At 38.3% G+C, this 25,663-nt stretch carries 21 protein-coding genes; 10 read left to right on the top strand and 11 right to left on the bottom strand.

Annotated elements, in window-relative coordinates; translation table 11 throughout:
- Positions 1-297 precede the first annotated feature (297 nt).
- The 3 genes from GQO39_RS03405 to GQO39_RS03395 all read left to right on the top strand — a co-directional run bounded on the left by GQO39_RS03405 (position 298) and on the right by GQO39_RS03395 (position 4,172).
- Entirely contained in the window at positions 298-1,584 is a 1,287-nt protein-coding gene (locus GQO39_RS03405) for an RsmB/NOP family class I SAM-dependent RNA methyltransferase (protein ID WP_156850949.1), read from the top strand.
- Positions 1,585-1,714: 130 nt separating this feature from the next.
- Positions 1,715-3,271: a glutamine-hydrolyzing GMP synthase gene (guaA, locus tag GQO39_RS03400; protein WP_156850948.1), complete on the top strand. Its 1,557-nt coding sequence runs from the start codon at positions 1,715-1,717 to the stop codon at positions 3,269-3,271.
- Between the two features lie 178 nt (positions 3,272-3,449).
- Complete coding sequence (locus GQO39_RS03395; RefSeq protein ID WP_156850947.1) at positions 3,450-4,172, top strand: glycerophosphodiester phosphodiesterase; 723 nt, start codon at positions 3,450-3,452, stop codon at positions 4,170-4,172.
- Positions 4,173-4,284: 112 nt separating this feature from the next.
- Here GQO39_RS03395 and GQO39_RS03390 read toward each other — a convergent pair whose 3' ends face one another.
- From GQO39_RS03390 to GQO39_RS03360, 7 genes are all read right to left on the bottom strand, one after another.
- Positions 4,285-5,331: a sn-glycerol-3-phosphate import ATP-binding protein UgpC gene (locus tag GQO39_RS03390; protein WP_156850946.1), complete on the bottom strand. Its 1,047-nt coding sequence runs from the start codon at positions 5,329-5,331 to the stop codon at positions 4,285-4,287.
- 2 nt (positions 5,332-5,333) lie between these two features.
- On the bottom strand, positions 5,334-6,185 hold the full coding sequence (gene ugpE, locus GQO39_RS03385) for a sn-glycerol-3-phosphate ABC transporter permease UgpE (RefSeq protein WP_156850945.1): 852 nt from the start codon (positions 6,183-6,185) through the stop codon (positions 5,334-5,336).
- An 11-nt stretch (positions 6,186-6,196) separates the two neighbouring features.
- Positions 6,197-7,081, bottom strand: coding sequence for a sn-glycerol-3-phosphate ABC transporter permease UgpA (gene ugpA, locus GQO39_RS03380; protein ID WP_156850944.1), 885 nt, complete (start codon positions 7,079-7,081; stop codon positions 6,197-6,199).
- A gap of 86 nt (positions 7,082-7,167) precedes the next feature.
- Positions 7,168-8,493 carry a sn-glycerol-3-phosphate ABC transporter substrate-binding protein UgpB gene (ugpB, locus tag GQO39_RS03375; protein WP_156850943.1) on the bottom strand — a complete coding sequence of 442 codons (1,326 nt, stop codon included), beginning with the start codon at positions 8,491-8,493 and terminating at the stop codon, positions 7,168-7,170.
- 788 nt (positions 8,494-9,281) lie between these two features.
- Positions 9,282-10,205: a metal ABC transporter solute-binding protein, Zn/Mn family gene (locus GQO39_RS03370; RefSeq protein ID WP_156850942.1), complete on the bottom strand. Its 924-nt coding sequence runs from the start codon at positions 10,203-10,205 to the stop codon at positions 9,282-9,284.
- A 2-nt stretch (positions 10,206-10,207) separates the two neighbouring features.
- Positions 10,208-11,089, bottom strand: coding sequence for a metal ABC transporter permease (locus tag GQO39_RS03365; RefSeq protein WP_156850941.1), 882 nt, complete (start codon positions 11,087-11,089; stop codon positions 10,208-10,210).
- 3 nt (positions 11,090-11,092) lie between these two features.
- Positions 11,093-11,845, bottom strand: a complete 753-nt coding sequence (locus tag GQO39_RS03360; protein WP_156850940.1) for an ABC transporter ATP-binding protein — start codon at positions 11,843-11,845, stop codon at positions 11,093-11,095.
- Positions 11,846-12,547: 702 nt separating this feature from the next.
- Between GQO39_RS03360 and nrdH the strand changes: the two genes are divergently transcribed.
- From nrdH to nrdF, 4 genes are read left to right on the top strand one after another with little or no spacing between them, the layout of a single operon-like run.
- Positions 12,548-12,772 (top strand): glutaredoxin-like protein NrdH, encoded by a 225-nt coding sequence (gene nrdH / locus GQO39_RS03355; RefSeq protein WP_007551878.1) that lies wholly within the window; start codon positions 12,548-12,550, stop codon positions 12,770-12,772.
- A complete protein-coding gene (gene nrdI, locus GQO39_RS03350) occupies positions 12,772-13,170 on the top strand; it encodes a class Ib ribonucleoside-diphosphate reductase assembly flavoprotein NrdI (protein WP_007551877.1) in 399 nt (132 codons plus the stop codon). Before nrdH ends, nrdI begins: the two co-directional genes overlap by 1 nt.
- Positions 13,152-15,302 (top strand): class 1b ribonucleoside-diphosphate reductase subunit alpha, encoded by a 2,151-nt coding sequence (gene nrdE / locus GQO39_RS03345; RefSeq protein WP_156850939.1) that lies wholly within the window; start codon positions 13,152-13,154, stop codon positions 15,300-15,302. The genes nrdI and nrdE overlap by 19 nt, the downstream gene beginning before the upstream one ends.
- 11 nt (positions 15,303-15,313) lie before the next feature.
- On the top strand, positions 15,314-16,288 hold the full coding sequence (gene nrdF / locus GQO39_RS03340) for a class 1b ribonucleoside-diphosphate reductase subunit beta (RefSeq protein WP_007551875.1): 975 nt from the start codon (positions 15,314-15,316) through the stop codon (positions 16,286-16,288).
- Here nrdF and prmC read toward each other — a convergent pair.
- From prmC to secA, 4 genes are all read right to left on the bottom strand, one after another.
- A complete protein-coding gene (gene prmC / locus GQO39_RS03335; RefSeq protein WP_156850938.1) occupies positions 16,285-17,151 on the bottom strand; it encodes a peptide chain release factor N(5)-glutamine methyltransferase in 867 nt (288 codons plus the stop codon). The two genes, nrdF and prmC, sit on opposite strands and share 4 nt — an antisense overlap.
- On the bottom strand, positions 17,148-18,227 hold the full coding sequence (gene prfA / locus GQO39_RS03330; RefSeq protein ID WP_007551872.1) for a peptide chain release factor 1: 1,080 nt from the start codon (positions 18,225-18,227) through the stop codon (positions 17,148-17,150). Before prfA ends, prmC begins: the two co-directional genes overlap by 4 nt.
- 194 nt (positions 18,228-18,421) lie before the next feature.
- Positions 18,422-18,919, bottom strand: a complete 498-nt coding sequence (locus tag GQO39_RS03325) for a Fur family transcriptional regulator (protein WP_007551871.1) — start codon at positions 18,917-18,919, stop codon at positions 18,422-18,424.
- On the bottom strand, positions 18,858-21,575 hold the full coding sequence (gene secA / locus GQO39_RS03320) for a preprotein translocase subunit SecA (protein ID WP_156850937.1): 2,718 nt from the start codon (positions 21,573-21,575) through the stop codon (positions 18,858-18,860). The genes GQO39_RS03325 and secA overlap by 62 nt, the downstream gene beginning before the upstream one ends.
- A 418-nt stretch (positions 21,576-21,993) precedes the next feature.
- Here secA and GQO39_RS03315 point away from each other — a divergent pair, with 418 nt between their 5' ends.
- From GQO39_RS03315 to mutT, 3 genes are all read left to right on the top strand, one after another.
- Complete coding sequence (locus GQO39_RS03315) at positions 21,994-22,947, top strand: peptidylprolyl isomerase (protein ID WP_156850936.1); 954 nt, start codon at positions 21,994-21,996, stop codon at positions 22,945-22,947.
- A 131-nt stretch (positions 22,948-23,078) separates the two neighbouring features.
- Positions 23,079-24,311 (top strand): bifunctional glutamate N-acetyltransferase/amino-acid acetyltransferase ArgJ, encoded by a 1,233-nt coding sequence (gene argJ, locus GQO39_RS03310; RefSeq protein ID WP_156850935.1) that lies wholly within the window; start codon positions 23,079-23,081, stop codon positions 24,309-24,311.
- Positions 24,312-24,443: 132 nt separating this feature from the next.
- Entirely contained in the window at positions 24,444-24,857 is a 414-nt protein-coding gene (gene mutT / locus GQO39_RS03305; protein ID WP_156850934.1) for an 8-oxo-dGTP diphosphatase MutT, read from the top strand.
- Positions 24,858-25,663 lie beyond the last annotated feature (806 nt).

Genomic DNA, 25,663 nt, shown 5'->3' with positions numbered 1-25,663 from the left:
TATGTAGTAATTAAAAGTTTGGTGGTTTTTAAGTATGTATAACTGGAAGAGGCTCCTTAGGGCTGACCACTTGTTTTGTAGATACAAAAAGGATTCCATTTATTTTAGAAAGTTAAAAGATGTGCATGAGGAGCACATGAGAAGAAAAGTTTGGATGCTATAAAAAAACGTGATCAGAACCTGCTTCCAATGTAAATCTTGCATGGGCTGGAGAAAATCCTGTTGGTCTTAAGGAAGATGAATTGGTTTTCTCTTAAATTATATAGAGTTTTGTAAAAAATAAAATGGGAGAAATAAATGCGCTTAGGTGGGCGTTTGTATGCGGCAATAGATATTCTAAAAGATATAGAAACTCGGCATCGCCCGGTAGGTGAAGCTTTAAAAGATTGGGGACTTTCTCATCGCTTTGCTGGAGCAGGCGACCGAGCTGCAATTGGTACAATTGTTTATGATGTTTTAAGACGACGCTATTCTTTACAATGGCGTATGGAGAGTGATGACATGAGGAATATCGTTTTCGGCACCTTATTAGACGCTGGAAAAATGACGATTGAACAAGTTGATAGTGAATTAGAAGGAGATCGATTTGCACCACAGCTATTAGGTTCTAAACAGCGCCAATCGTGGCAAAAACAACAATTAATTGATGCACCAGACTATATTCGTGGTGATATTCCTCAATGGTGTCAAGCGCATCTTCTTCCTTTATTTTCCGATAATTGGGTCATTGAAGCTGCTGCATTAGCAACACGTCCTTCTTTAGATTTACGCGTGAATAGCTTGAAGACAACATCAGAAAAGTTATTCAAGGAATTAGCAAACACCAAAGCTCAACCGTTGTTATGGTTTCGGCAAGCCTTAAGGATTGCACCTATTGAAAAGTTTGGACGTCATCCCAATGTTCAGATAGAACCAGCTTTTCAAAGGGGGCACTTTGAAATACAGGACTTGGGCTCTCAGATTGTTGCTTATCTTGTAGAAGCAAAGGCAGGTATGCAGGTGCTGGATTATTGTGCTGGAGCTGGTGGAAAAACATTAGCCTTAGCTTCCAGTATGGAGAATCAGGGGCAAATTTATGCTTATGATTCAAACAAAGCCCGCTTAGCTCCTATTTTTGATCGTCTTCGACGTGCTGGTGTTCGTAATGTGCAGGCATGTGGGAATGTAGAAGAATTAAAGCCGTTAGTTGGTCAGATGGATATTGTGCTGCTAGATGCGCCATGTAGTGGTACAGGAACATGGAGGCGGAGGCCAGACACGAAGTGGCGCTTGACGTTAGAACAGGTAAGACAACGCCAAACAGAACAGAAGGTTATTTTGAATGAGGCTATAGATTATCTTAAACCAAATGGGCGTTTAGTCTATATTACATGCTCTCTTTTTGTGGATGAGAATGAGGAACAAATTTTCCGTTTTCTTCAACAGCATTCCAATTTTTATCCAATAAGTATGAGTGCACTCTGGCAGCAACATTTTAGTTTTTCGCCTGTGCAACCAATTTTTTCAAATTATGGACTTACTTTATCGCCAGCAGCAACAAAAACAGATGGCTTCTTTTTATCTGTGTTGCAAAAAAAACATTGATACATATTCTCACATTTTTATCTTAAATTTTACGAGAAAAATCTTTTTCTTAATCGAATAGGCTTGTGAAAAGAGAAAGATTAAATCATAAATCTTATTGGTTCTTTTTATAATTATTGATTGGTTTTTTATGAGCGTATCACATCCAGACACTGTTCTTATTATTGATTTTGGTTCACAAGTCACACAACTGATCGCACGGCGGGTGCGAGCAATGGGTGTCTATTGTGAAATTGTTCCTTGTCGATTAGCTTTGGAAGGTATTAAGAGAATACAACCTAAAGCTATTATTTTATCAGGTAGTCCTTATTCAGTTATTGATGGCGGTTCGCCACGTGCTCCGATGGAAGTTTTTGAAATTGGTGTTCCAGTTTTTGGTATTTGTTATGGTGAACAAGTCATGTGCGTTCAACTTGGTGGAAAGGTTGAAGCTGGACATGAACGTGAATTTGGGCGCGCTTTTTTGGAGATACAAGAAAAGAATGCACTTTTTGATGGAGTGTGGGAAAAAGGATCTTGTTATCAAGTATGGATGAGTCACGGTGATCGTGTGACGGCTTTACCAGAAGGTTTTCGTGTAATAGGAACATCAAAAGGTGCTCCCTATGCTGCGATTGCTGATGAAAAAAGGCATTTTTACGCTGTGCAATTTCATCCTGAAGTTGTTCATACACCCGATGGTACAAAGCTGTTGCAAAATTTTATTCATAAAATTTCTGGTCTTAAAAGCAATTGGTCAATGACTTCGTATCGTGAGCAGGTAATTGCCGATATACGCAAAAAGGTTGGGAAAAGCCGTGTGATCTGTGGTCTTTCAGGTGGTGTTGATTCAACAGTTGTTGCTGTACTTCTCCATGAAGCAATAGGAGAGCAACTGACATGTATTTTTGTAGATCATGGGTTAATGCGTAAGAATGAGGCTGAAGAGATTCTCACACTCTTTCGAGATCATTATAACATAGAGCTTATTCATGTTAATGCCGCCAACATGTTTCTCAACGCTCTAGAAGGTGAAATAGATCCAGAGAAAAAACGTAAAACGATTGGCCGCCTTTTTATAGAAGTTTTTGAAGAAGAAACTAAAAAAATAGGAGGTGTGGAATTTTTAGCACAGGGAACGCTTTATTCGGATGTTATTGAGAGTGTATCGGCTATTGGTGAATCGGTGACAATTAAAAGCCATCATAATGTAGGGGGGTTACCGGAACGAATGAAGATGAAGCTTGTAGAGCCGTTACGCGAGCTGTTTAAGGATGAGGTTCGCTCGTTAGGGCGAGAGTTAGGATTGTCGGAAGAGTGTATTGGCCGTCATCCTTTTCCGGGACCCGGTCTTGCAATTCGGTGTCCAGGCGCAGTTACACGTGAAAAATTAGAAATTTTACGTGAAGCGGATGCTATCTACCTTGATGAAATTCGTAAAGCCGGCCTTTATGATAAAATTTGGCAGGCTTTTGCTATTCTTCTCCCTGTTCAGACTGTTGGTGTTATGGGCGACGGGCGCACTTACGAATTTGTTTGTGCTCTTCGTGCGGTAACATCTGTAGATGGAATGACTGCTGATTTTTATCCATATGATATGGAGTTTTTAAGCAAAACAGCAGCACGCATTATTAATGAAGTGAGAGGTATTAATCGTGTTGTGTATGATGTAACTTCAAAGCCTCCTAGTACTATTGAGTGGGAATGATTGAAATAAAGTATAAAACCTTTTAACAAAAGAGTATTGCTTAAAATTAATATTCGGGAGAGTGGATAGAGAAAACAATTTTGAAAAAATTGTTTTACACTTTGTATGATTTTTAAAAAGTCATTATTTGATTTATATGAACCGATATTGTTTAAAATTGAGAAGTGTGAAATTTTGCATGTCTGAGAAAAAAATTGTTGCACACCGTGGTGGAGCGAACCTTTATCCCGAAAATACACTTTCGGCATTTCGTCACGCAATTGCATTAGGAGTCGATGAAATTGAATGTGATGTCCATCTTCTGAAAAGTGGTGAGGTGGTTGTATTCCACGATTTTCATCTGGAACAACTGGTTGGGAAAAAAGGATATATTCACGATATTGATAATGAAACACGCAAAAAACTCTGCGTGAAAGGAAGCACTGAAGCGCCCCCTTTATTAGAAGAGGTGCTTGATCTGTTGGTGCCAACCCACGTTGCCCTTCATCTTGAAATTAAAACATGTGGTGAAGTTGAGCGTGAGACTATTTTATCCCAAAAAGCACTTGCATTAATAAAAAGCCGAAATTTAGCAGAACGGATTTCTGCCATCAGTTTTGATCCTGCGAGCCTTCATCCCTTTATTGAAGCAGGAATAACATCTGGGCCATGTATTGATAGCTTTGAAGGTGATATGTCCCGTCATTTTTCTGAATGGAAACGGTTAGGGTATTCTGATCTAAGTTTAAATGGTTCCATTGCCTCACAGGTTTTTATTGAATCTGCGCTTGAAGCTGGCTTTACTGTGGGGGTATGGACAATCAACGGGAAAGCTCGGTTATCGCATTGGCTTGATATGCCTGTACATTATATCACGACAGATCAACCTGATTTGGCTTTACAATTACGTGCACAAAGATAAAAAGCTTATTACCATACAAAAGAAATGATACAGTCCATAAAAATTGAAGTCGATAGGAGAAAATGAGAAGTTTTTGCTAATAGTGCTTATAAGCTTAAAGTCTCTATTTTATTTACTTGTTACTTGTGCGTTTTCCTGTAGTTTTATTAAAAGTATGAAAATTCTGATAAGGGACAGTGAAACTTAGTTTTTTACCATAGTCGCTTGTAAGGCGTTCCCTTATTTCAACAGTAAAAATGGTATCGTTCCAACGCGTTAAAATATGGCATCCTGTCCCGACAGGCTTGATAAGCTCGATTTGTGTGTGAAAGACAGGTCCTTGATCTGGATATTCTCCCAACAAGATTACTTCTGGTCTGAATGCCAAAAGCTCTGTTTCTTGACTATAAGACAATGAATGATCTAAGTGTTGTTCTAGGACTTGGCGATCAAGAAAGTTCATAGGGGGAGAACCAATAAAATCAGCAACAAATGTTGTTGCTGGGTAGTCGTAAATTTCCATTGGCGTTCCAATTTGCTCGATGGCTCCTTTATTCATGACAACTATTCTATCGGCCAGTGTCATCGCTTCTAGTTGATCATGAGTAACATAGAGGCTTGTTGTTTCCAATGAACGCTGGAGTGTTTTAATCTCAATACACATTTGTGCACGCAGTTTCGCATCAAGGTTTGAAAGTGGTTCATCAAAGAGAAAAACACGTGGTTGACGCACAATCACACGCCCCATCGCAACACGTTGTCGTTGTCCTCCCGATAGTTGTCGTGGTTTACGATCAAGAAATGGCTCTATTTGTAAAAGCTTTGCAGCATGCGTGATACGCCTATTTATTTCGTCTTTAGGTGTTTTACGATTTTTAAGCCCATATTCTAAATTTCCACGAACGGTCATATGGGGATAAAGTGCGTAATTTTGAAAAACCATAGCAATATCACGATCAGCTGGTTCACGCTCATTGATACGCTCATTATCGATATAAAGTTCACCCGAGGTGATACGCTCAAGTCCTGCAATGATACGTAATAGTGTTGATTTGCCACATCCTGAGGGACCAACAAGGACAAGAAGTTCCTTATCGGCAACAGTCAAATTTAAGTCCTCAATGACAATAATATTGTTGTCATACTGTTTTTTTATATTTGATAACTGGATTGTGGCCACAGTCATTTCTCCGTTTCAATAAGTCCTTTGATAAAAAGCCGCTGCATGCAAATAACGACAAGAACAGGTGGAACCATGGCAACGACCGATACTGCCATGAGTATATTCCATTGAGGATCATGTTGAATTGATTCTACGATAAGTTGTTTTAAAATAATAAGAATAGTTTGATGATTTTGATCAGTTGTAACTACAAGAGGCCAGAGATATTGTACCCATCCATAAATGAACATAATAATAAATAAAGCGGCAATATTGCTTTTGCTGAGAGGAAGAAGAATATCTTTGAAGAATTTAAATGGTCCTGCACCATCAACACGCGCAGCTTCTAAAAGTTCATCAGGAACAGTCAAAAAAAATTGACGAAATAAAAATGTAGCCGTTGCAGATGCAATGAGCGGAATAATCATTCCACCATAGGTATTTATCATTCCTAATTTTGCAACTACAGTATATGTTGGAATAATACGAACTTCGACAGGGAGCATCAATGTGACAAAGATGATGGCAAAAGCAGTTTTACGGAAGGGGAAGCGCATGTAGACAATTGCATACGCAGAAAGGAGTGAAATAATAATTTTTCCAATACTAATACCAAGAGCCATAATGAGCGAATTCATTAAAAGTGGCCAGAGATTAGGCAAACCAAGCTTTTGAAGGCCATCACCAAAGATTGTTTTATAGTTTTCTAGAGCGTGCTTCCCTAGTAAAAGAGGAAGTGTTCCTGAGCTAAACGCCGCTGAGCTATGGGTTGATGCGATGATAGCGACATAAACTGGAAAACAAATAATGATAATGCCAACAATGAGGGTGAGATGGGTTAAAAATTTCAAAACAGGGCGATTTTCAACCATACTTCGCTTCCCTAATATTGTACGCGACGTTCAAGCCAGCGGAACTGGATAAACGTTAGGACAATAACCATTAACATTAATATCGTTGATTGTGCTGATGATGCACCAATCATTTGGTTTTTAAAGCCATCATCATATACTTTGTAGACGAGAGTGCTTGTTGCACGTGCAGGACCTCCAGAGGTCATGTTATCAATAATGCCAAATGTATCAAACATAACATATTGGATATTGACGATAAGAAGAAAAAAGGTCGTCGGTGAAATCTGTGGGAATACTACAGTCCAAAACCGTTTAAAAGGACCAGCACCATCAATTGCTGCTGCCTCTATTTGGGAACATGGAACAGACTGAAGTCCTGCGAGAAAAAAGAGAAAATTATAGGAAATTTGTTTCCAGCTAGCTGCAATTACAATAAGGATCATTGCTTGAGTGCCATTAATACGATAATTCCATATAACACCTATTTTCTCTAAAAGAAAAGGGATAATCCCAATGGTTGGATGAAAAATGAATAACCATAATATACCCGCCAATACTGGAGCAACAGCATAAGGCCAGAGTAAGAGCATTGTGTAGGCTTTTTTTGCACGGATGACTCGATCAACACAGGCAGCTAAAAGAAGCGATATCGTCATTGAAGAAAGAGTAACGGAGATAGAAAACACTGCAGTTGTGAGAAGTGATTGCAGATAAGAAGGATCAGTAAGAATTGTCACATAATTTTCAAAGCCAACAAAGGTTGTCGTAAAACCAAAAGCATCTTCACGCTCGAAAGATGATTTTACCGCTTGAGCAGCGGGCCAAAGGAAAAATAAAAAAGTCACAACAAGCTGAGGCAAAAGCAGCCAGTAAGGGAGTAGACTGTTTTTGAAATATGCCTGTTTTTCTTGCATTCGTATGGCTTTTCAAATATAGGTACTTTAGAAAGATGAACAAAAAGAACTGAAGAAACTTAACTATTTGGTTAAATTTTTGATCTTCAATGATTGGCTTTTTCAAATTCACGTAAGAGTTTATTGCCGCGTTCAACTGTTGCATCTAAACCATTTTGAGGTGTTTTTGAGCCACTAAGAACAGCTTCTAATTCCTGATCAAGAATAGAACGAATTTGCGGTAAATTACCAAATCTTACACCCTTTGAGTTAACAGTTGGCGTGTTAAGAGTAATCTGTTTAATGGCAATATCAGCGCCAACATTTTTCTCGTAATAATGTTGTTCTTTGCTCAGTTCGTAAGCAGCTTTTGTAGTTGGCAGATAACCTGTTGTCTGATGCCACCTAGCTTGATTATCGGCTTGCGAAAGAAATTTAAGAAAAGCTGCTGCACCTGCATATTCTCTGGACGTATGACCTCTTAAAGCCCAAATAGAAGCTCCACCAATAATTGAATTCTGTGGTGCTGCATTTATATCATCATAATAGGGCAGCATACCAAATCCAACATTAAATTGCGCTTCAGAAACGATACCTGCACGCGCTCCTGAAGATTGCATAAAGATTGCGCAATTTTGTGACATAAACATCGGTGTTGCATCTAATGCACCGGAAGGACCGCCATAGCGGAAAATACCTTGATCAGACCATTTTTTAAGATCAGTCCACATACGTACTTGCATAGGCCCATTAAACGTGAGTTCTGTATCAAGTCCACCAAAACCATTTTCTTTTGTTCCAAAAGGAACATTGTGCAATGCTGAAAAATTTTCTATGCCAATCCATTGAGCTGCATAAGCCATTGTAAAACCACAACTTGCCGCTTTAGTTTCAAGAATTTTTTTGGAGAATTTTTCAATATCTTGCCATGTTCTAGGTGGCTGTTCTGGATCAAGCCCTGCTTTTTTGAATATATCCTTATTATAATAAAGGATCGGTGTTGAAGCGTTGAATGGCATAGAAAGCATTCGTCCCTGAACATCAGAGTAATAACCACTGATAGCAGGTAAATAATCAGCAAAATCGAGTTCTTGTTTTGTATCAGCCATAAGTTGATAAATGGGATAAACAGCACCTTTTGCAGCCATCATAGTTCCAGTGCCAATTTCATAGATTTGGGCAAGAACCGGTTGTTTCTTTCCACGAAATGCTGAAATGAGTGAGATCATACCTTCCTCATATTCACCACGAAATGAAGGAATAATTTTGTAATCAGACTGACTCGCATTAAAATCGTTAATGAGGTGTTCAGTCTGTTTTCCTAGCTCGCCGCTCATGGAATGCCAAAAGCTAATTTTTGTTTGCGCAAAACCCGCTGTTGTTACGCTGATAGCAACGATAAATGTCATTATAAAAAGATAAAAACGAATCATGGTTCCCCCTTTTTGAAGTGATAGAATACAGGTTCCCTTTAGATTTATGGTGTTATATATGTACATGCCATGACAGTTTTAATTTATAAAATGTTGGTCCATTTAAACAGGAACCACCAAAAGGTCAAACAAATTTGTTTAGACTTATCTGTTTTTCCTTTTTGAGAGTTATAGCATGTTAACGGGATTACCTTTTAAACAGCTGATAAAAAACTGAAATGGTTTAAATGAATAAAGTAGAAAAGAATATCAGGGATACAAACAGTAAATGTCATTCAGTTATGGTTATCGCGGTATTCAAATTTATTTTTTTAAGAGAGTTTTTGGTTTTTGTATTATTTGTCGTAATAATTGGGAGGTGATAATTTTGAGGCCACTGCTTGCATTCCAATTATGATAATGCTTACTAAAGCGGATTTTTTTAATTTATTCAGACGCTATTTCTCTCTTAAACTTTTTGGTGCTCTTACAAATCATGTTTTGGCTTGTGTTTTATTATTTAGGAGATGCCTGACGAACTTTGTTTCTTAGTGAACGAGATATTTCGGTGTGTTTAGCAGTATCCTTGATCTATAACCAAAATGATCTTGTTTTATTTAGCATTGTAACACATTTTCAAGAACGCATATGCATTTAGAAAATTTGAAAAATGAGAAAGAGAGAAAGTAAGTTCAAGTATCAATGTAGTTTTTGTATGCGAAAGATTTATTGGTAATCTTGAGAATGATATTTTTTAAAGTAATAGGTAAAGCGTTTTGTAGCTTGATGGTAGATTTTGTTGATTTATCTTAGTGTTTTGTCGTTGCATCGATAATAGTTTCAACATTATGTGCCATCATATCGAGATAAGTTGCAGCAGGTCCATTTTCGTCCGACAATGCATCGGAATACAGTGTTCCACCGATTTTTAAACCTGTTTCTTTTGAGATCTGTTTTATGAGACGAGGGTTAGAGATGTTTTCAACGAACAGCGCAGCTGCTTTATGCATTTTAATTTGTTTGATAAGTTTGGCGACATCTGCTGCAGTCGCTTCAGCTTCTGTTGAAGCACTTTGAGGGGCAAGTATGGTAAAACCATATTCTTGGGCAAAATAACCAAAGGCGTCATGAGATGTGATAATAATACGTTTATCTTTGGGAATGGTCGCAATCTTTGATTTAAGTTTTTTTTGTGCTGCTTTAAGCTTTTGAATATAGGCTTCGGAATTTTTTCTATAGTTTACACAGGATTGTTGATCAATTTTACAGAAGGCAGTGGTGATATTTTTAATATAAATTTCGACATTAGGGATAGTTTGCCAAGCATGTGGATCAATACCACTGTTGTGCTGATGTTGGGCACTATGTTCTTTATTTTTAATTTCGAGGAAGGGAATGTTGGCACTAACTTCAACAAGAAGTGCTTTTGTCCCGCTTGCTGTGATGAGGCGGTCAATGAAGCCTTCTAAATGAAGCCCGTTGATGAAAATAATATGAGCATTTCTCAGAGCTTGGGCATTATTGGGGGTAGGTTCATAAGTGTGAGTATTCGCATTAGGACCGACCAAGGTAGTCATAGAAATATTGTCACCTCCTACATTTTTTACTAAATCTGCAAGAATAGAAAAGCTCGCGACAACTTTAATCTTATTATGTGCAGCAGCAGAAAATGGAAAAAGGGCAAGCAAGTAGAGAGCGCCAAGCAGAACAAATTGTTGAATGAGTTTAAGCACAGTTATTTCCTTAAGGTGGGGAGGAACGTATAAAAAAGTTGGGGAAACCATGCTACAATGAAGCCGCGTGGACTTATGAAGCAGGAAAAAAGATAAATAAATCCTGCGGCAATGATGATAGCAGGGCCAGAGGGAAGTGATAGATGAAAAGAAAGCAATAGGCCACATATACTAGAAATGATTCCCAAAAGGGTGGAAAGTATGCAGATAGGTCCCAGACGTGAAAGCCAAAAACGGGCTGTAATAGCTGGAATCATCATAATGCCGACAGAAAGTAACGTTCCTAGTGATTGAAAACCGCCAACCAGATTCAGCACAACAAGTCCAAGCAATGATACATGAACATATTTACTCAATGGAGAGAGAGATTTAAAAAAAAGGGGATCAAAGCTTTCTACTACGAGTGCACGCCAGAAAGTGCAGAGACTGCACACTGTTATTAACGTTATAGTCGTGATCAGTAAAAGGGACTGTGTATCAAGTGCAAGTACCGAGCCAAATAAGAGATGAAGCAGATCAATCGTTGAATTTTTAAGTGAAACAATGATGACACCTGTTGCAAGTGCAATGAGATAAAAGACTGTCATTGATGCATCTTCTTTCTGAAAGCTATTTCGTGAAATCAAGGCGGTTGCTAAAGCAACAACGATGCCAGCTAAGATGCCACCAAATGTCATAGATATGAGAGAAAAACCACAAAACAGAAAAGCAGCAGCAACACCAGGAAGAATGGCGTGAGATATAGCATCTCCTGTTAAACTCATCCCGCGTAGCATCAAAAATACACCAATAGGACAAGCACTGATGGACAGGAGAATCGAACCGATAAGGGCGCTTTGCATAAAATGGAAATCAACGAAGGGGGCAAGAAAAAATGCGTACACGTATTATAGCCTAATAGAGTGAGAATCATTGAGGGGAAGATACTGTTTTAGTACGCTGATATGAAAAGAGTTAGATGTGATGGGTGATATAAAGTGATGAATATTGTCATGGAAAAACTGTGTCGTTTCTCCATAAAAGGCGTTTTGTTTATTAATATGAATCATATGAGGAAAATATTCTTGTACAATGAGTGGATTATGGAGTGCAGTAAGAACTGTTCGTCCTTGTTGTTGCCAGTGGGCTATCAACGCAAGAAGATCTTTTTGAGTATTGCAATCTATACCATTGAAAGGTTCATCAAGCAAAATAATATCGGCATCTTGTACAATAATACGTGCAAAAAGTGCACGTTGTAATTGGCCACTTGATAATGTGTCAAGTGAACGGGTGGCGAGTGTCGTGAGCCCAACCATTTCAAGTGCATTCTGAATTTTAGAATAATAAGGGCGCTGGTTTTTCCACAATCCACAAAAAGACCATAGTCCCGTTTTTATAAGTGCTTCTACATCAATTGGAAATGTTTGATCTATATCACATTGCTGAGCGAGATAAGCAATTCGACTTTTCTTTGGTTTTGTAATTTTACCCCTGATAGGTTTAATCAAACCGGCGATAGTTTTCAGCAGTGTAGATTTTCCAGCACCATTATCACCTGTTATTGCAACTAACGAACCAGCTTTTAATTTTGCTGAAAAATTCTTTATAGCTATTCTATTTACATAGCCTAATGTTGCATCATCAAAATGCAGCCCCATAATCTATACTACCTTTGCTTATTTACCGCAGTAACATATGTAATAATATAACATTTGTCAACAAAATGTTATATTATTACATATGTTTTGGGAGCTAAGCATTTCGGTGGGAAGATCGTGGAAAATTCAAAATAATGTTTGAATTTTCCTTGACGAAAGAGAGGGGGTGTATACTATATATAGTATCAGAATGATTGGTGATTCTAAATAAGCACAAGTGAGGGTATAGTGTGTTTCTTTTGGTGTCTGAATTATTTCCATAATGTAATCGCGAAGAGTTTATTGACCAAGAGTAGAGTAGTATTTCTTCTACTGGGATGCCTCTATCGGGGGGATTCCCTTTCGTTTTTGTGAGTTGGTTTTTGTATGAAAGCAAAACTAAAGTATTGGGGAACGGCTATTGAAAGCGTTAGAGGGGATAGTTTTTTAGACAGTAGGAGGGCATTGTAATGCGAGCAAAGGATTGTTTTATAGCTGAGGGGCTTTGTCATTTAAGTTATGGGATAATCTTTTATTTCTGTCTTAACTTTTCAGTTATTTGATGAGGCCGTTGCATCTAGGAAGCTTCGTGTTATTTGAACGAACGTTTAGCTACACGTATTTGCGTACGATTACTGTTTTTTGTTATTTTTGAGTATCTTAGAGTTGTTATAATTAACTCTTTGAGGGATGATTTTTTTTTAATTATGAAAGTTGGAGAAAATGCCAATCACTATTTATAGCAAACCATCTTGTGTTCAATGTGATGCTACGCGTCGCGCCTTTGATGCTAAGGGCATTAATTATCGTGTTGTGGACATTTCCCGTGATGAACAAGCATACAGTTTTGTTCAATCTCTGGGCTATCGTCAGGTTCCTGTCGTCGTTTGTGGTGAAAATCATTGGTCTGGTTTTAGACCGGATATGATTAGTGGTCTTTGTGTTTAATGGGTCTTATTGTTTATTATTCGAGTGCAACGGGTAATACTGAACATTTTGTCTCTCAACTTGATCAACGAATCCTCAAGATTGATAAAACCCCTCTATCTGTGTTAATTGATGAGCCTTATGTATTAGCTGTTCCTACATATGCAGATGGTGAAGGGCGAGGTGCTGTGCCGAAAGCGGTTGTTCGTTTCCTCAATGAGATAGAGAACCGCAAATTTATTCGTGGTGTCATTGGTGGTGGGAATCGTAATTTTGGTCGCTATTATAATTTAGCGAGTAAAATTATTGCTGAAAAATGTTTTGTGCCTTGTCTGTATCGTTTTGAGTTACGTGGAACTGACGAAGATATTATTTGTGTGAAGAAGGGATTGGAAAGATTTTGGAAACAATCGGTATAGAACAATCACAGAAGTCAGGTCAGATCATGGATTATCATGCGCTGAATGCAATGCTTAATCTTTATGATGAAAATGGACATATCCAATTTGATATGGATCGGCTTGCGGCACGACAGTATTTTCTCCAACATGTTAATCAAAACACGGTTTTTTTTCATAATCTTAAGGAAAAAATAGATTATTTGATAGAAGAAGGTTATTATGAAAAGGCTTTGTTTGAGCTTTATGATTTTTCTTTTATCAAAAAACTTTTTAAACGCGCTTACGCATTTAAGTTTCGCTTTCCCACTTTTTTGGGCGCATTTAAGTACTATACGAGCTATACATTAAAAACTTTTGATGGAAAGCGCTATCTTGAGCGTTATGAGGATCGTGTTTGTCTTGTTGCTTTATATTTAGCACAAGGAGATAAAGCACTTGCTGAAATTTTTGTGGATGAAATTATTACAGGCCGGTTTCAACCCGCAACGCCGACATTCTTGAATGCGGGGAAAAAGCAACGTGGCGAATTAGTATCATGTTTTTTGTTACGTGTTGAAGACAATATGGAATCAATAGGTCGTTCGGTTAATTCAGCTTTACAACTTTCGAAACGCGGTGGGGGCGTGGCGCTTTGTTTGACAAATTTGCGGGAAGCAGGGGCACCAATTAAGCAAATAGAAAATCAATCTTCAGGTGTATTGCCCGTCATGAAACTTTTGGAAGATTCCTTTTCTTATGCCAATCAACTTGGTGCACGGCAAGGGGCTGGTGCTGTTTATTTACATGCACATCATTTAGATATTATGAAGTTTTTGGATACAAAGCGCGAGAATGCTGATGAAAAAGTCAGAATTAAAACGCTTTCGCTTGGTGTGGTTATTCCTGACATTACTTTTGAGCTTGCACGTAATAATGAGGATATGTATCTATTTTCACCTTATGATATTGAGCGCGTTACAGGTAAACCTTTTAGCGATATTTCTGTGACGGATCATTATCGCTCTTTTGTTGATAATGCAAAGATTCGTAAGAAGAAAATAAGTGCACGCGTTTTTTTTCAGACATTAGCAGAAATCCAATTTGAATCAGGTTATCCCTATATTTTGTTTGAGGACACTGCCAACCGAGCTAACCCGATAGCAGGGCGTATAAGTATGAGCAATTTATGTTCAGAAATATTGCAGGTGAATGAGGCAAGTGAACTGGAAACGGATTTAACTTATCGCACTGTTGGTAGCGATATATCCTGTAATCTTGGTTCAATGAATATTGCAAAAGCGATGGAAAGCAGTAATTTTGGGCAGACGGTGGAAGCTGCTGTTCGTGCTCTTACTGCAGTTTCTGATATGAGTGATATTGCTTGTGTTCCTTCCATTGCGAAGGGTAATGCCGAAAGTCATGCAATTGGTTTGGGACAAATGAATTTGCATGGATTCTTAGCGCGGGAGCGGATCTATTATGGATCTCCAGAAGCGATAGATTTCACCAATATTTATTTTTATATTGTTGTATACCATACCATACGTGCTTCCAATTTAATTGCACGCGAACGTCAGGAAATGTTTGCAGGGTTTGAGAAATCAGCTTATGCAGATGGTCGTTTTTTTGCAAAATATATTGAGAAAGAATGGAAGCCGCAATTTGCGCTTGTACGGGAGCTTTTTGCACGAAATAATATCGCTATACCAGACCAAAAGGATTGGCAGGAACTCAAGAATTTAGTCATTGAATACGGACTTTATAATCGCAATCTGCAGGCTGTTCCTCCTACAGGGTCTATTTCCTACATTAATCATGCAACATCTTCTATTCATCCGATTGCTTCAAAAATTGAGATTCGCAAAGAGGGAAAGATTGGGCGTGTTTATTACCCTGCTCCTTACATGGATAATACAAATTTAAATTTCTACCAGGATGCTTATGAAATTGGTCCTGAAAAAATTATTGATACCTATGCTGCTGCCACGCAGCATGTTGATCAAGGTCTTTCATTAACGTTGTTTTTTCCTGATACTGCTACCACGCGTGATATTAATCGCGCACAAATTTATGCTTGGAAAAAAGGTATAAAGAGTATTTATTATATACGGTTGCGGCAAGTAGCGTTGAGTGGAACAGAGGTGGATGGCTGTGTTTCGTGCAGTCTATAGGAGATAATCATATGACAAAGATTACAACCAAAAATCCTGTTGTGTGTGCTGTTAATTGGAATAGATTGCATGATGAGAAAGATCTTGAAGTATGGAATCGTTTAACTGGAAATTTTTGGTTACCTGAAAAAGTTCCTCTTTCTAATGATATTCCTTCGTGGTCAAGTTTGACAGAGGAAGAACGCAAGTTGACGATTCGTGTTTTTACTGGATTAACTCTCTTAGATACGATTCAAAATACCGTAGGAGCCATTTCACTGATGGCTGATGCAATAACAGAGCACGAGGAGGCAGTATTGACGAATATTGCGTTCATGGAAGCGGTTCATGCACGATCTTATTCCTCTATTTTTTCAACTTTATGTTCGACGGTAGAAGTTGATGATGCGTTTAGGTGGTCAGAAGAAAATAATCATTTGCAAAAAAAGGCTAGATTAGTGCTTGAGCGTTATGAAGCGAATAATCCGCTAAAGAAAAAAATTGCTTCAACTCTGTTGGAAAGCTTTTTATTTTATTCTGGTTTTTATTTGCCTATGTACTGGGCCAGCCGCGCTAAATTGACTAATACAGCTGATCTTATTAGGCTTATTATCCGTGATGAGGCTGTACATGGTTATTATATAGGCTATAAATTTCAATTGGGGTTTGCAAAACTTGATGACGTTCAAAAGCAGGAAATTAAAGATTTTGCTTTTAACTTACTCTTCGACCTTTATAATATTGAGTGCAAATACACTGAAGATCTTTATGATGCACTTGGATTGACAGAAGATGTTAAAGTTTTTCTTCATTATAATGCAAACAAGGCCTTAATGAATCTGGGTTTTGAAGCTCTTTTTCCTCCTGAGGTTTGTCGTGTTAATCCTGCTATTTTAGCAGCTTTGTCACCAAGCGCAGATGAAAATCATGACTTCTTTTCAGGGTCTGGTTCTTCTTATGTTATTGGTAAGGCGGTTGCTACCACAGATGATGATTGGGAATTTTAATGATTGCATATAAAAAGGAGTGCACGAGGTATACCGCTTAAGTCTTTGCGCATTTCTAGACATTGGAAGTCATTCTTTTCAAATAAGTCGCAGACTTCTTTTTCTTGAGAATGGCCGATTTCAACAGCAATATAACCGTTGTTTTTTAAGTGTTTTTTTGCTTTACGAGCGAGCTTTCGATAAAAATCAAGGCCATCTTTTCCACCGATCAGTGCGCGCAGTGGATCATGCAGACGTACTTCTTTTGCAAGGTTTTTGATATCTGTCTCCGGAATATAGGGTGGATTGGAAATAATAAGATCAAATTGACCTATAACAGAATCAAACCAATCGCTAAGAAGAGGTGTAAAACGGTGTATAACATCCGCATTCTTTGCATTTTTTGTGGCGGTTTTAAGAGCATCTTCAGAAATATCGACAGCCATGGCATAAGATTGGGGAATTTGCTTGAGAATCGCAATGGCAATAGCGCCACTTCCTGTTCCCATATCAAGCAATGTTGTTTTTCCTGATTTTTCACCCTGTTTTTTGAGGAGAGGTAAAACAAGATCTACCAGTGTTTCTGTGTCGGGACGTGGTTCAAATGTATCGTGAGATAATGCGAAGGATATGCCATAAAATTCTCGTTTTCCGATAATACGGTAAACTGGTTCTCCAGCAATACGTCGTCGTATAGCGTTTTTTAATTGTGTCCTTTGCTCAAAAGACAAGCACAGATCTGGTTGGAGAATTCTATCAGATGTGTTTGTACCTGTTATCCATTCGACGAGTATTTTTGCATCAAGATTGGCTTCAGAAACTCCTTGGCTGCGTAATTTTTTTTGAGTTTTTGGGATGGTATTGTTGAGAGAATGCTTGTTCATCCATGATTGTCCATTTCCATAAGGAGAGCTGTCTGATGGTCGGATATGAGTGCATGAATAATTTCATCAAGATCTCCTTCTAATACGCGGTCAAGCTTATATAGAGTGAGATTAATACGATGATCCGTAATACGTCCTTGCGGAAAATTATAAGTACGAATACGTTCTGAGCGATCACCAGAACCGACTTGGTTTTTACGGGAAGCTGAACGTTCACTTTCCGCTTTCTGTCGTTTGATATCGAATAGGCGCGCTCGTAGAATTTGAAGTGCCCGTGCTCGGTTTTGGTGCTGGGATTTTTCTGCTTGTACAACCATAATTCCCGTTGGAATATGCGTAATACGAACAGCGGAATCAGTTGTATTGACATGCTGTCCTCCTGCTCCAGAGGCACGCATCGTATCAATACGAATATCTTCTGGACGAATTTCAATATCAATTTCTTCAGCTTCAGGAAGCACTGCAACGGTAGCTGCAGATGTATGGATACGTCCACCTGTTTCTGTTTCAGGGATGCGTTGTACACGATGAACGCCTGATTCAAATTTCAGTTTAGAAAAGACACCTTTGCCCGAAATGGTTGCAATAATTTCTTTATATCCACCAACTTCTCCCTCATTAAGCGAAACGACTTCAACTTTCCAGTTATGAGAAGCGGCATAACGTTCATACATGCGAAAAAGATCACCGGCAAAAAGTGCTGCTTCTGATCCCCCTGTTCCTGCTCGAATTTCAACAATGGCACTTTTTTCATCAGCAACATCTTTAGGCAAAAGAAGAATTTGAAGTTCTTGCTCAAGTTGTTCCATTTTCTGATATAATAATGGTAGCTCTTCTTGGGCAAGGTTGCGCATCTCTGTATCTGTTAGTTTATCACTGATAATAGTTTCGAGTTCTGTTATTTCCGTGTGGAGAGCATTTAACGTTCGTATCGAGGTAACGATTGGCTGTAATTCTGCATATTCAGAAGCTAATTTTACATAAGTTTCAGCATTTGGGTTTTTAGCCATTTGGCTTTCAATTATTTCAAAGCGCTTTTCAAGCTGTCTCATACGATCTTGTGGCAAAGAAACCATGATAATATTGGCCTAATTTGTTATAATAATTTTATTGTAATATTGATGATTGAGTACTTTATAGCATCATATAAAAAGGAGTAATAAAGCAGAAAAGCTTTCTTGCCAATGAAAACTGTAGGTTCTTAAGGGGAACTTGTGCAAAATTGGGTTTGCATGGAAGGTTTTTTGATTATATGTGCGAAACCGTCACTTTAAAAATTGCGTTTTTTCCCATAAAGTTCAAGGCGATGGTGAATGATATCATAGCCAAGAGATTTAGCAATTTCCTCTTGCAGTTTTTCAATGATATCAGAATGAAATTCAATAACTTGCCCTGTTTCCATATCAATGAGATGATCATGATGTTGCCCATCTGCCTGCTCAAAACGAGATGGCCCACCACTAAAAGTATGGCGATGAATTGTCCCGTTTTCTTCTAATATTTTCATAGTTCTATAAACGGTTGAAAGCGAAACGCTAGAATCTATTTTGTGAGCGCGCTGAAAAATCTCAAACGCATTTGGATGGTCATTTGTGTCGGCCAAAATATCAAGAATAATGCGTCTTTGACGTGTTACCCTTAAACCTGCAGTGCGTAATTCCTGCTCATAGTTTCGCTTTTTATTCATCTTCTTAATTATTTGTTTTTCAAACAAAGGCGCCATGACAATGTTTGTATTTTTTCTCTGAACCACAAGGACAACGCTCATTACGTCCAACCTTTCCCCAAGTGGTCACATCTTTTGGGTCACGGTCTTTTGGGTTAACAATTCTATTTTCTTGTGTTTGTGCCCACAAGATTGGAGCATTTTCTTCACCTTGATCATTTGGAGCGGAGTTACCAGCATCTGTTTGCTCGAGGTTGAGAGGTTCTGTGGATTGCTGAACGATTTCGAAACGCATAAGTTTAGAAGTAACGATTCTGCGTAAATTTCTAAGCATGTTCTGAAAAAGTTCAAACGACTCTGTTTTATATTCGTTGAGGGGATCCCGTTGTGCATAACCACGAAAACCAACGACAGAACGCAAATGGTCTAAACTTACCAGATGTTCACGCCATAACATATCAATGGTTTCAAGTAATATAGCTTTATGAAAATAAGCCATAACTTCTGGAGAGTAGCGTTCAGTACGTTCATTTTCAAGTTTGGTAACAGCATCTGATATGCGTTCTAAAATTTGTTCTTCAGCAATTCCATCTTCTTTTGCCCATTCTTCTATTGGAAGCTCAAGATTGAAGAGTTGATGAATTTCCTCTTGTAGTGCTTTCACATTCCATTTCTCAGAATATGTTCCAGATGGGATATAGGCATCTACGAGATCTTCGACTACTTCATTGCGCATTTCAAGGATCATGTCTGTTAAATCGTCTGCATTCATAACTTCCATACGCTGTTCAAAAATAACTTTGCGTTGGTCATTCATGACATCGTCATATTTTAACAAATTTTTACGAATTTCAAAATTTCGTGCTTCAACTTTTTTTTGCGCTTTCTCTAGGGCTTTATTAATCCATGGATGTATAATAGCTTCATCTTCCTTCAATCCAAGCTTTTGCAACATGCCATCCATACGATTGGAGCCGAAGATACGCATGAGATCATCTTGAAGAGAAAGAAAAAATTTGGAACGGCCAGGATCACCTTGACGACCAGAACGTCCACGCAGCTGGTTATCAATACGACGGCTCTCATGACGTTCAGTAGCGATGACGTAAAGACCACCAGCAGCTAATGCCTTTTCTTTGAGTTGTTGAACATCTTTTTTAATTTCTTCAACTTTAGCTGTCCGCTCTGCTCCATCAGGCATATCTTGTAATTCTTGCCGGATACGCATTTCAACATTACCACCAAGCTGTATATCAGTACCGCGACCAGCCATATTGGTTGCGATGGTTAAAGCTCTAGGAACCCCTGCTTGTGCAATAATGTAGGCTTCTTGCTCATGATAGCGGGCATTTAAGACTCTAAAATCACTAATGCCTTCTTTGCGCAAACGTTCTGCTAATTGTTCTGATTTTTCAATAGAAGTTGTTCCAACAAGAATAGGCTGCCCTTTTTCATGTGCTTGACGAATATCATGTACAATAGCACGATATTTCTCTTCTGCTGTTCGATAGATTTCATCATCTTCATCACAACGCTGTACTGGTAAGTTTGTAGGAACTTCTACAACTTCAAGACCATAAATATTACGGAACTCTTCGGCTTCTGTTGCGGCAGTTCCAGTCATCCCAGACAACTTTCTATACATACGAAAATAATTTTGGAAAGTGATGGAAGCAAGGGTCTGATTTTCTGGTTGAATAGCAACATGCTCTTTAGCTTCTAAGGCTTGATGGAGCCCTTCAGAATAACGCCGTCCTGGCATCATACGACCTGTAAATTCGTCAATGATAACAATTTCATCATTGCGAACAATGTAATCCTTATCACGGACAAACAGCTTATGGGCTTTTAGGGCGTTATTGATATGATGGACGATAGCAACATTTTCTATGTCGTAAAGACTTTCACCTTTAAGATGCCCAGCTTGTTCGAGCATTTGTTCGATTTTTTCAGTACCAACTTCGGTAAAAGTTGTTGTTTTTTGTTTTTCGTCTATTTCATAATCTTCTGGTGTTAAGGCAGGAATAAATGTATCAATAAGGTTATAGAAGTCGGTACGATCTTCTAGAGGACCAGAAATAATAAGGGGAGTTCGTGCTTCATCAATGAGGATCGAATCAACTTCGTCAACAATTGCGTAATGATGCCCACGCTGGACCATTTGACTACGATCAAAAGCCATATTATCACGCAGATAATCGAAGCCCAATTCATTATTTGTTGCATAGGTGATGTCACATGCATAGGCTGCTCGGCGTGCATCATTATCAAGATCATGCAGAATCACACCGGTTGTTAACCCCAAAAAACTGAAGATTTTTCCCATTGTTTCAGCATCACGACTAGCAAGATAATCGTTTACCGTAACGACGTGAACGCCTTTTCCTTCTAATGCATTGAGATAAATTGGCAGAGTTGCCATTAATGTTTTACCTTCACCGGTGCGCATTTCAGCAATACCGCAGTCATGAAGAACCATTCCACCAATAAGCTGTACATCAAAAGGGCGCATATCATAAACACGTTTTGCTGCTTCACGAACAGTTGCAAAAGCTTCTGGTAGAAGCAAATCAACGGTTTCACCTTCCATGAGACGATTACGAAATGCATCAGTTTTTTGGCAGAGTTGTGCATCGCTTAATTTCACGAATTGTTCTTCTAAAGCATTAATTTGTACAACTTTTTGGCTAAGCATTTTGAGACGTCGCTCATGAGCTGAACCAAAAAATTTACGCGCAAAGACACCTAAACCGACCATCCCTAGCCCTTTCTCTTAATTGTTGTTACCTCTGTTGGGTAACCCATATGCTATCCCCATACTCCTGCAACTCCCAAGGCATTTAACATAACTGGACGCAAAGGGTACCGTTATATTTGTTGGTGTGCAATTTTTTATTTTAATTGTAAAGTAGAGATAAGAGGCTAAGCGCACCGTGTCAACTTTGGTAATGCTGTTTGGTTGAGACAATACAAAGTAATTTAGGATATAATACGTCATTTTTCTATATTATCATGTTTCCTATGAGCATTAGATAGGATAGAATAAACTGAGACAAAAGGACAAATTTATTCTTTTTAAAATAAAATTACTAATTTATTTATGGTTAGAGATTAAAATGTCGCGATCAAAGAAAATAAAAATCTTAAACCTGCCTTCATTTTTAAGGAGTATATTTATGAAGTTCAACTTTATCACGCTGTTTTTGGCATCAACCTTAGTGACGAGCATAAGTTCAGGGGTGATAGCTCAAGAAAGTTTGAATTCACCGTCGAATGATTTAAAGATTTTGGAGAAAGCCTCTGAAAAGACAGTTGCTCCCTCTCATGTTATGGCAGTTATTGATGGGAAGGATATTACCGCAGGACAATTAGATGAATTAGCGCTTGAAATAAATCCTAATTTAGGGCGCTTTACTGATGAACAACGCCGTATAATGGTGTTAAAAGCTTACTTAGATATGCAGGCGCTTGCTAAAGCAGCAAAAAACAATGGTATCGATAAAACTGAAGCTTATGATAAACGTATGGCAGTTATGCGTGACAATGTTTTGCAGCAACTTTATTTTAAACAGACGATTGTTGACCAGATTTCTGATACTGATTTAGAAGCTCTTTACAATAAAGAAGTTGCTGCTTTACCCAAAGAAGATGAAGTTAAAGCACGTCATATTTTGGTTAAAACAAAAAAAGAAGCAGAAGCTGTCATTAAGCGTTTAAATAAGGGAGAAAGTTTTGAAGAGATTGCAAAAAAGAGTTCAACAGATGGTTCCGCCGCTGTTGGGGGAGATCTTGGTTATTTTAGTCATGGTCAAATGGTTAAGCCTTTCGAAGATGCTGCGTTTGGCTTGAAAATTGGAGAATACACTACAAAGCCCATTGAAAGCCCTTTTGGTTGGCATGTTATTAAGGTGGAAGATCGCCGTTTGAAACAACCTCCTGTATTTGATGATGTTAAAGAGGTATTGCGTACACAGCTGATAAAAGAGCGCTACCAAAAACTGATTGTTGATTTGCGCAGCAAGATAGATGTGAAATACCCTGACCCTAATGTTACAAAACTCATGCAATCACTTAATCAAAATGGGACGCTGCTTTCGGATGAGACATCTGATGAAGAAGACACGGAATAGTGAGGAAGGAGAAGCGGACAGTATCTTTGCTGGATGATTAGATTAGTTTTATTCAAAAAGTCTAGCAGTTGTTTAGGAGAGGTCATTTATCCACAATTATTCATTTTATTTGTTTTTATGGAAAGTATACAGTGGTTTTTAAAATATCTCCTTTGTCTCCTCAAAATATTCAAGAGCTTCCGCCATTATCTGGTGTGCGGATAGCAACAGCTGAAGCTGGGATTAAGTATAAAGATCGTACAGACCTTCTTTTCATCATATTCGATGAGCCAGCAAGTGTGGCGGGTGTTTTTACGCGTTCAAAATGCCCGTCTGCTCCTGTGGAACATTGCCGTGCTTCGCTTCCTCACGGGGTTGCGAGGGGTGTTGTTGTTAATTCTGGGAATGCAAATGCTTTTACGGGAAGCAAAGGAAGGCGCACAACAAATGAAATTATGTGTGCAGCAGCGAGCGCTTTAAAGGTTAAAGAAAATGAAATTTTTATAGCCTCTACGGGTGTTATTGGTGAGCCAATGGATGCATCGGGTATTGTGAATCTTTTGCCAAGTATGGCGGAGACAGCAGAAGAAGGGAATTGGTTGGAGGCTGCAAAAGCCATTATGACGACCGATACGTTTCCAAAACTTGCTATGCGCAGATTTGATTGTGGGGGGAAGACTGTTACCATTAATGGGATTGCAAAAGGTGCGGGTATGATTGCACCAGATATGGCAACAATGCTTTCTTTTGTCGTGAGTGATGCAAAAATTTCTTCGGATATACTTCAATCCATGTTATCTGAAGCGGTTCAGGGTTCTTTCAATTCGATTACTGTCGATAGCGATACCTCAACATCAGATACACTCATGATGTTTGCGACAGGAAAAGAAAGTTTTCCCTGCATTACCCATAAATCCGATCCGCGTTATGAGGTATTTTTAAAGCACTTGAGCGCGCTTTTGCATGAGCTTGCATTACAAATTGTTTGTGATGGTGAAGGTGCTCGTCATTTAATTGAAGTTAATGTGATTGGTGCGACAACAGATAATGCTGCGAAGATTATTGCTCTATCAATTGCAAACTCACCACTTGTAAAAACAGCAATTGCTGGTGGGGACGCTAACTGGGGGCGAGTGGTTATGGCAATTGGTAAGGCAGGTGTTGAAGTCGATCGTGATCTATTGACGATTTGGTTTGGTGAACATCGTTTGGCTTTCAATGGTGAACGTGATCCTAAATATAATGAAGGAATAATAGGCGCTTATATGCAAGGAAAAAATATAGTAATTCGCGTTGATATTGGTTTAGGCAGTGGTAAGGCGACAGTTTGGTCTTGCGATTTGACGAAGGAGTACGTTATGATCAATGGCGATTACAGAAGCTAACCAATATACCATAAATTTGACATCGCATATCTATATATTTTTCAAGAGGATGAAATATTTTAATTCTTTCGTCTTAGAATAGGGGGGTATTATAAGAAGAGATGGTTGTCTTTACTCCTGTTGGAAAGTGATATGCGTATGAAAAGTTCACTTCTTCTTGTTGTTGCATGTGCGTTGTTAGATCAAGATAGGCGTGTCTTGCTTACAGAACGTCCTCAAGGGAAGTCACTGGCTGGTTTATGGGAATTTCCTGGTGGAAAGATTGAGAAAGGTGAAACTCCAGAAGCATCATTGGTTCGTGAGTTAGAAGAAGAGCTTGGTGTTCATGTTCAGGCAAGTAATTTGTTACCATTGACATTTGCAAGTCATAGCTACAAAACATTTCATCTCTTAATGCCGTTGTATCTTTGTTACCATTATGAGGGTATTGCGCAAGGGCGAGAGGGGCAAAATTTAAAATGGGTTTTTATTGATGATCTTAATAAATATCCTATGCCTGATGCTGATAAACCATTGGTTCAACTATTAAAAAATTTTCTTCTTTAATAGGTTCATAAAAACAAGACATTGATGATAGAGAGGATTTTTAAAGAAAAAGTTTTGTGGGAAATTTCCTTTTTTGTGTGCCAAACTGCTTCATTGTTTTATACATTGAATAAGATTCTCCTGCTTCAAGCTCCCTTATTTATATTGAATCAATAAAAACCGCCCGCCTGCGCGTCACAACTAGGATGAGCGTGTGGATAAAGATCGTTTAAAAAAAGATAAAAACACCTTTTATGAATTGTTTAATGCAAGAGCAGCCGGAAACATTAGAAGCTGGCAAATAAAATGACGACACTCGCTCCTACCTTGTTAAGCGTAGAGATAGTAAAATTAATAGATTCCACATCACACTCTTCGCTGATGAAGCCATGAAATAAGCTTAGAAGCAACAAGAGATGTTTCTTTAAAACAAATGCATGAATTAGCTGTACAACGGCATTCTGTTCTTTGTGAGGGTGTGATCTCATTCAAGAACACGAGCAACAAAAACGTAAAGATGCTGTGCAATTTTCATTCTTTAAAGATATAACTCTAAATGTTTTTGCAAGCTGTGAAGTCTAATAAAAAAGAAATGAAGAATTCTAACAATAGTTTTTTTTACCTTTATGACTCCATCTTCTTTCAAAATGAATGCACGCATCCATTATCATTGCATAGTTTTGTCTTATTCAAGTTGCACAATTAAAATTTATTATTTAATATCAATACATTACATGTAACATGGGGTAATTTTACGAATAGCACTCAGCTAGTCCGTTGATAAACTAACATAATATCCAAAAAACACATGAATGTTGAATATGAAC

Origin of the sequence: Bartonella refiksaydamii, assembly GCF_902652675.1 — a bacterium.
Classification (GTDB): Bacteria; Pseudomonadota; Alphaproteobacteria; order Rhizobiales; family Rhizobiaceae; genus Bartonella; species Bartonella refiksaydamii.
The sequence above is the reverse complement of the archived record's forward strand: the minus strand, read 5'-3'. Positions and strand labels throughout refer to the sequence as shown.

Excerpts from the sequence above, each read along its gene's own strand:
- GQO39_RS03405 (WP_156850949.1), top strand. The coding sequence starts at position 298 with ATGCGCTTAGGTGGGCGTTTGTATGCGGCAATAGATATTCTAAAAGAT.
- guaA (WP_156850948.1), top strand. The coding sequence starts at position 1,715 with ATGAGCGTATCACATCCAGACACTGTTCTTATTATTGATTTTGGTTCA.
- GQO39_RS03395 (WP_156850947.1), top strand. The coding sequence starts at position 3,450 with ATGTCTGAGAAAAAAATTGTTGCACACCGTGGTGGAGCGAACCTTTAT.
- ugpE (WP_156850945.1), bottom strand. The coding sequence starts at position 6,185 with ATGGTTGAAAATCGCCCTGTTTTGAAATTTTTAACCCATCTCACCCTC.
- ugpA (WP_156850944.1), bottom strand. The coding sequence starts at position 7,081 with ATGCAAGAAAAACAGGCATATTTCAAAAACAGTCTACTCCCTTACTGG.
- ugpB (WP_156850943.1), bottom strand. The coding sequence starts at position 8,493 with ATGATTCGTTTTTATCTTTTTATAATGACATTTATCGTTGCTATCAGC.
- GQO39_RS03360 (WP_156850940.1), bottom strand. The coding sequence starts at position 11,845 with ATGGGGCTGCATTTTGATGATGCAACATTAGGCTATGTAAATAGAATA.
- nrdH (WP_007551878.1), top strand. The coding sequence starts at position 12,548 with ATGCCAATCACTATTTATAGCAAACCATCTTGTGTTCAATGTGATGCT.
- nrdI (WP_007551877.1), top strand. The coding sequence starts at position 12,772 with ATGGGTCTTATTGTTTATTATTCGAGTGCAACGGGTAATACTGAACAT.
- nrdF (WP_007551875.1), top strand. The coding sequence starts at position 15,314 with ATGACAAAGATTACAACCAAAAATCCTGTTGTGTGTGCTGTTAATTGG.
- prmC (WP_156850938.1), bottom strand. The coding sequence starts at position 17,151 with ATGAACAAGCATTCTCTCAACAATACCATCCCAAAAACTCAAAAAAAA.
- prfA (WP_007551872.1), bottom strand. The coding sequence starts at position 18,227 with ATGGTTTCTTTGCCACAAGATCGTATGAGACAGCTTGAAAAGCGCTTT.
- GQO39_RS03325 (WP_007551871.1), bottom strand. The coding sequence starts at position 18,919 with ATGAGCGTTGTCCTTGTGGTTCAGAGAAAAAATACAAACATTGTCATG.
- secA (WP_156850937.1), bottom strand. The coding sequence starts at position 21,575 with ATGGTCGGTTTAGGTGTCTTTGCGCGTAAATTTTTTGGTTCAGCTCAT.
- GQO39_RS03315 (WP_156850936.1), top strand. The coding sequence starts at position 21,994 with ATGAAGTTCAACTTTATCACGCTGTTTTTGGCATCAACCTTAGTGACG.
- mutT (WP_156850934.1), top strand. The coding sequence starts at position 24,444 with ATGCGTATGAAAAGTTCACTTCTTCTTGTTGTTGCATGTGCGTTGTTA.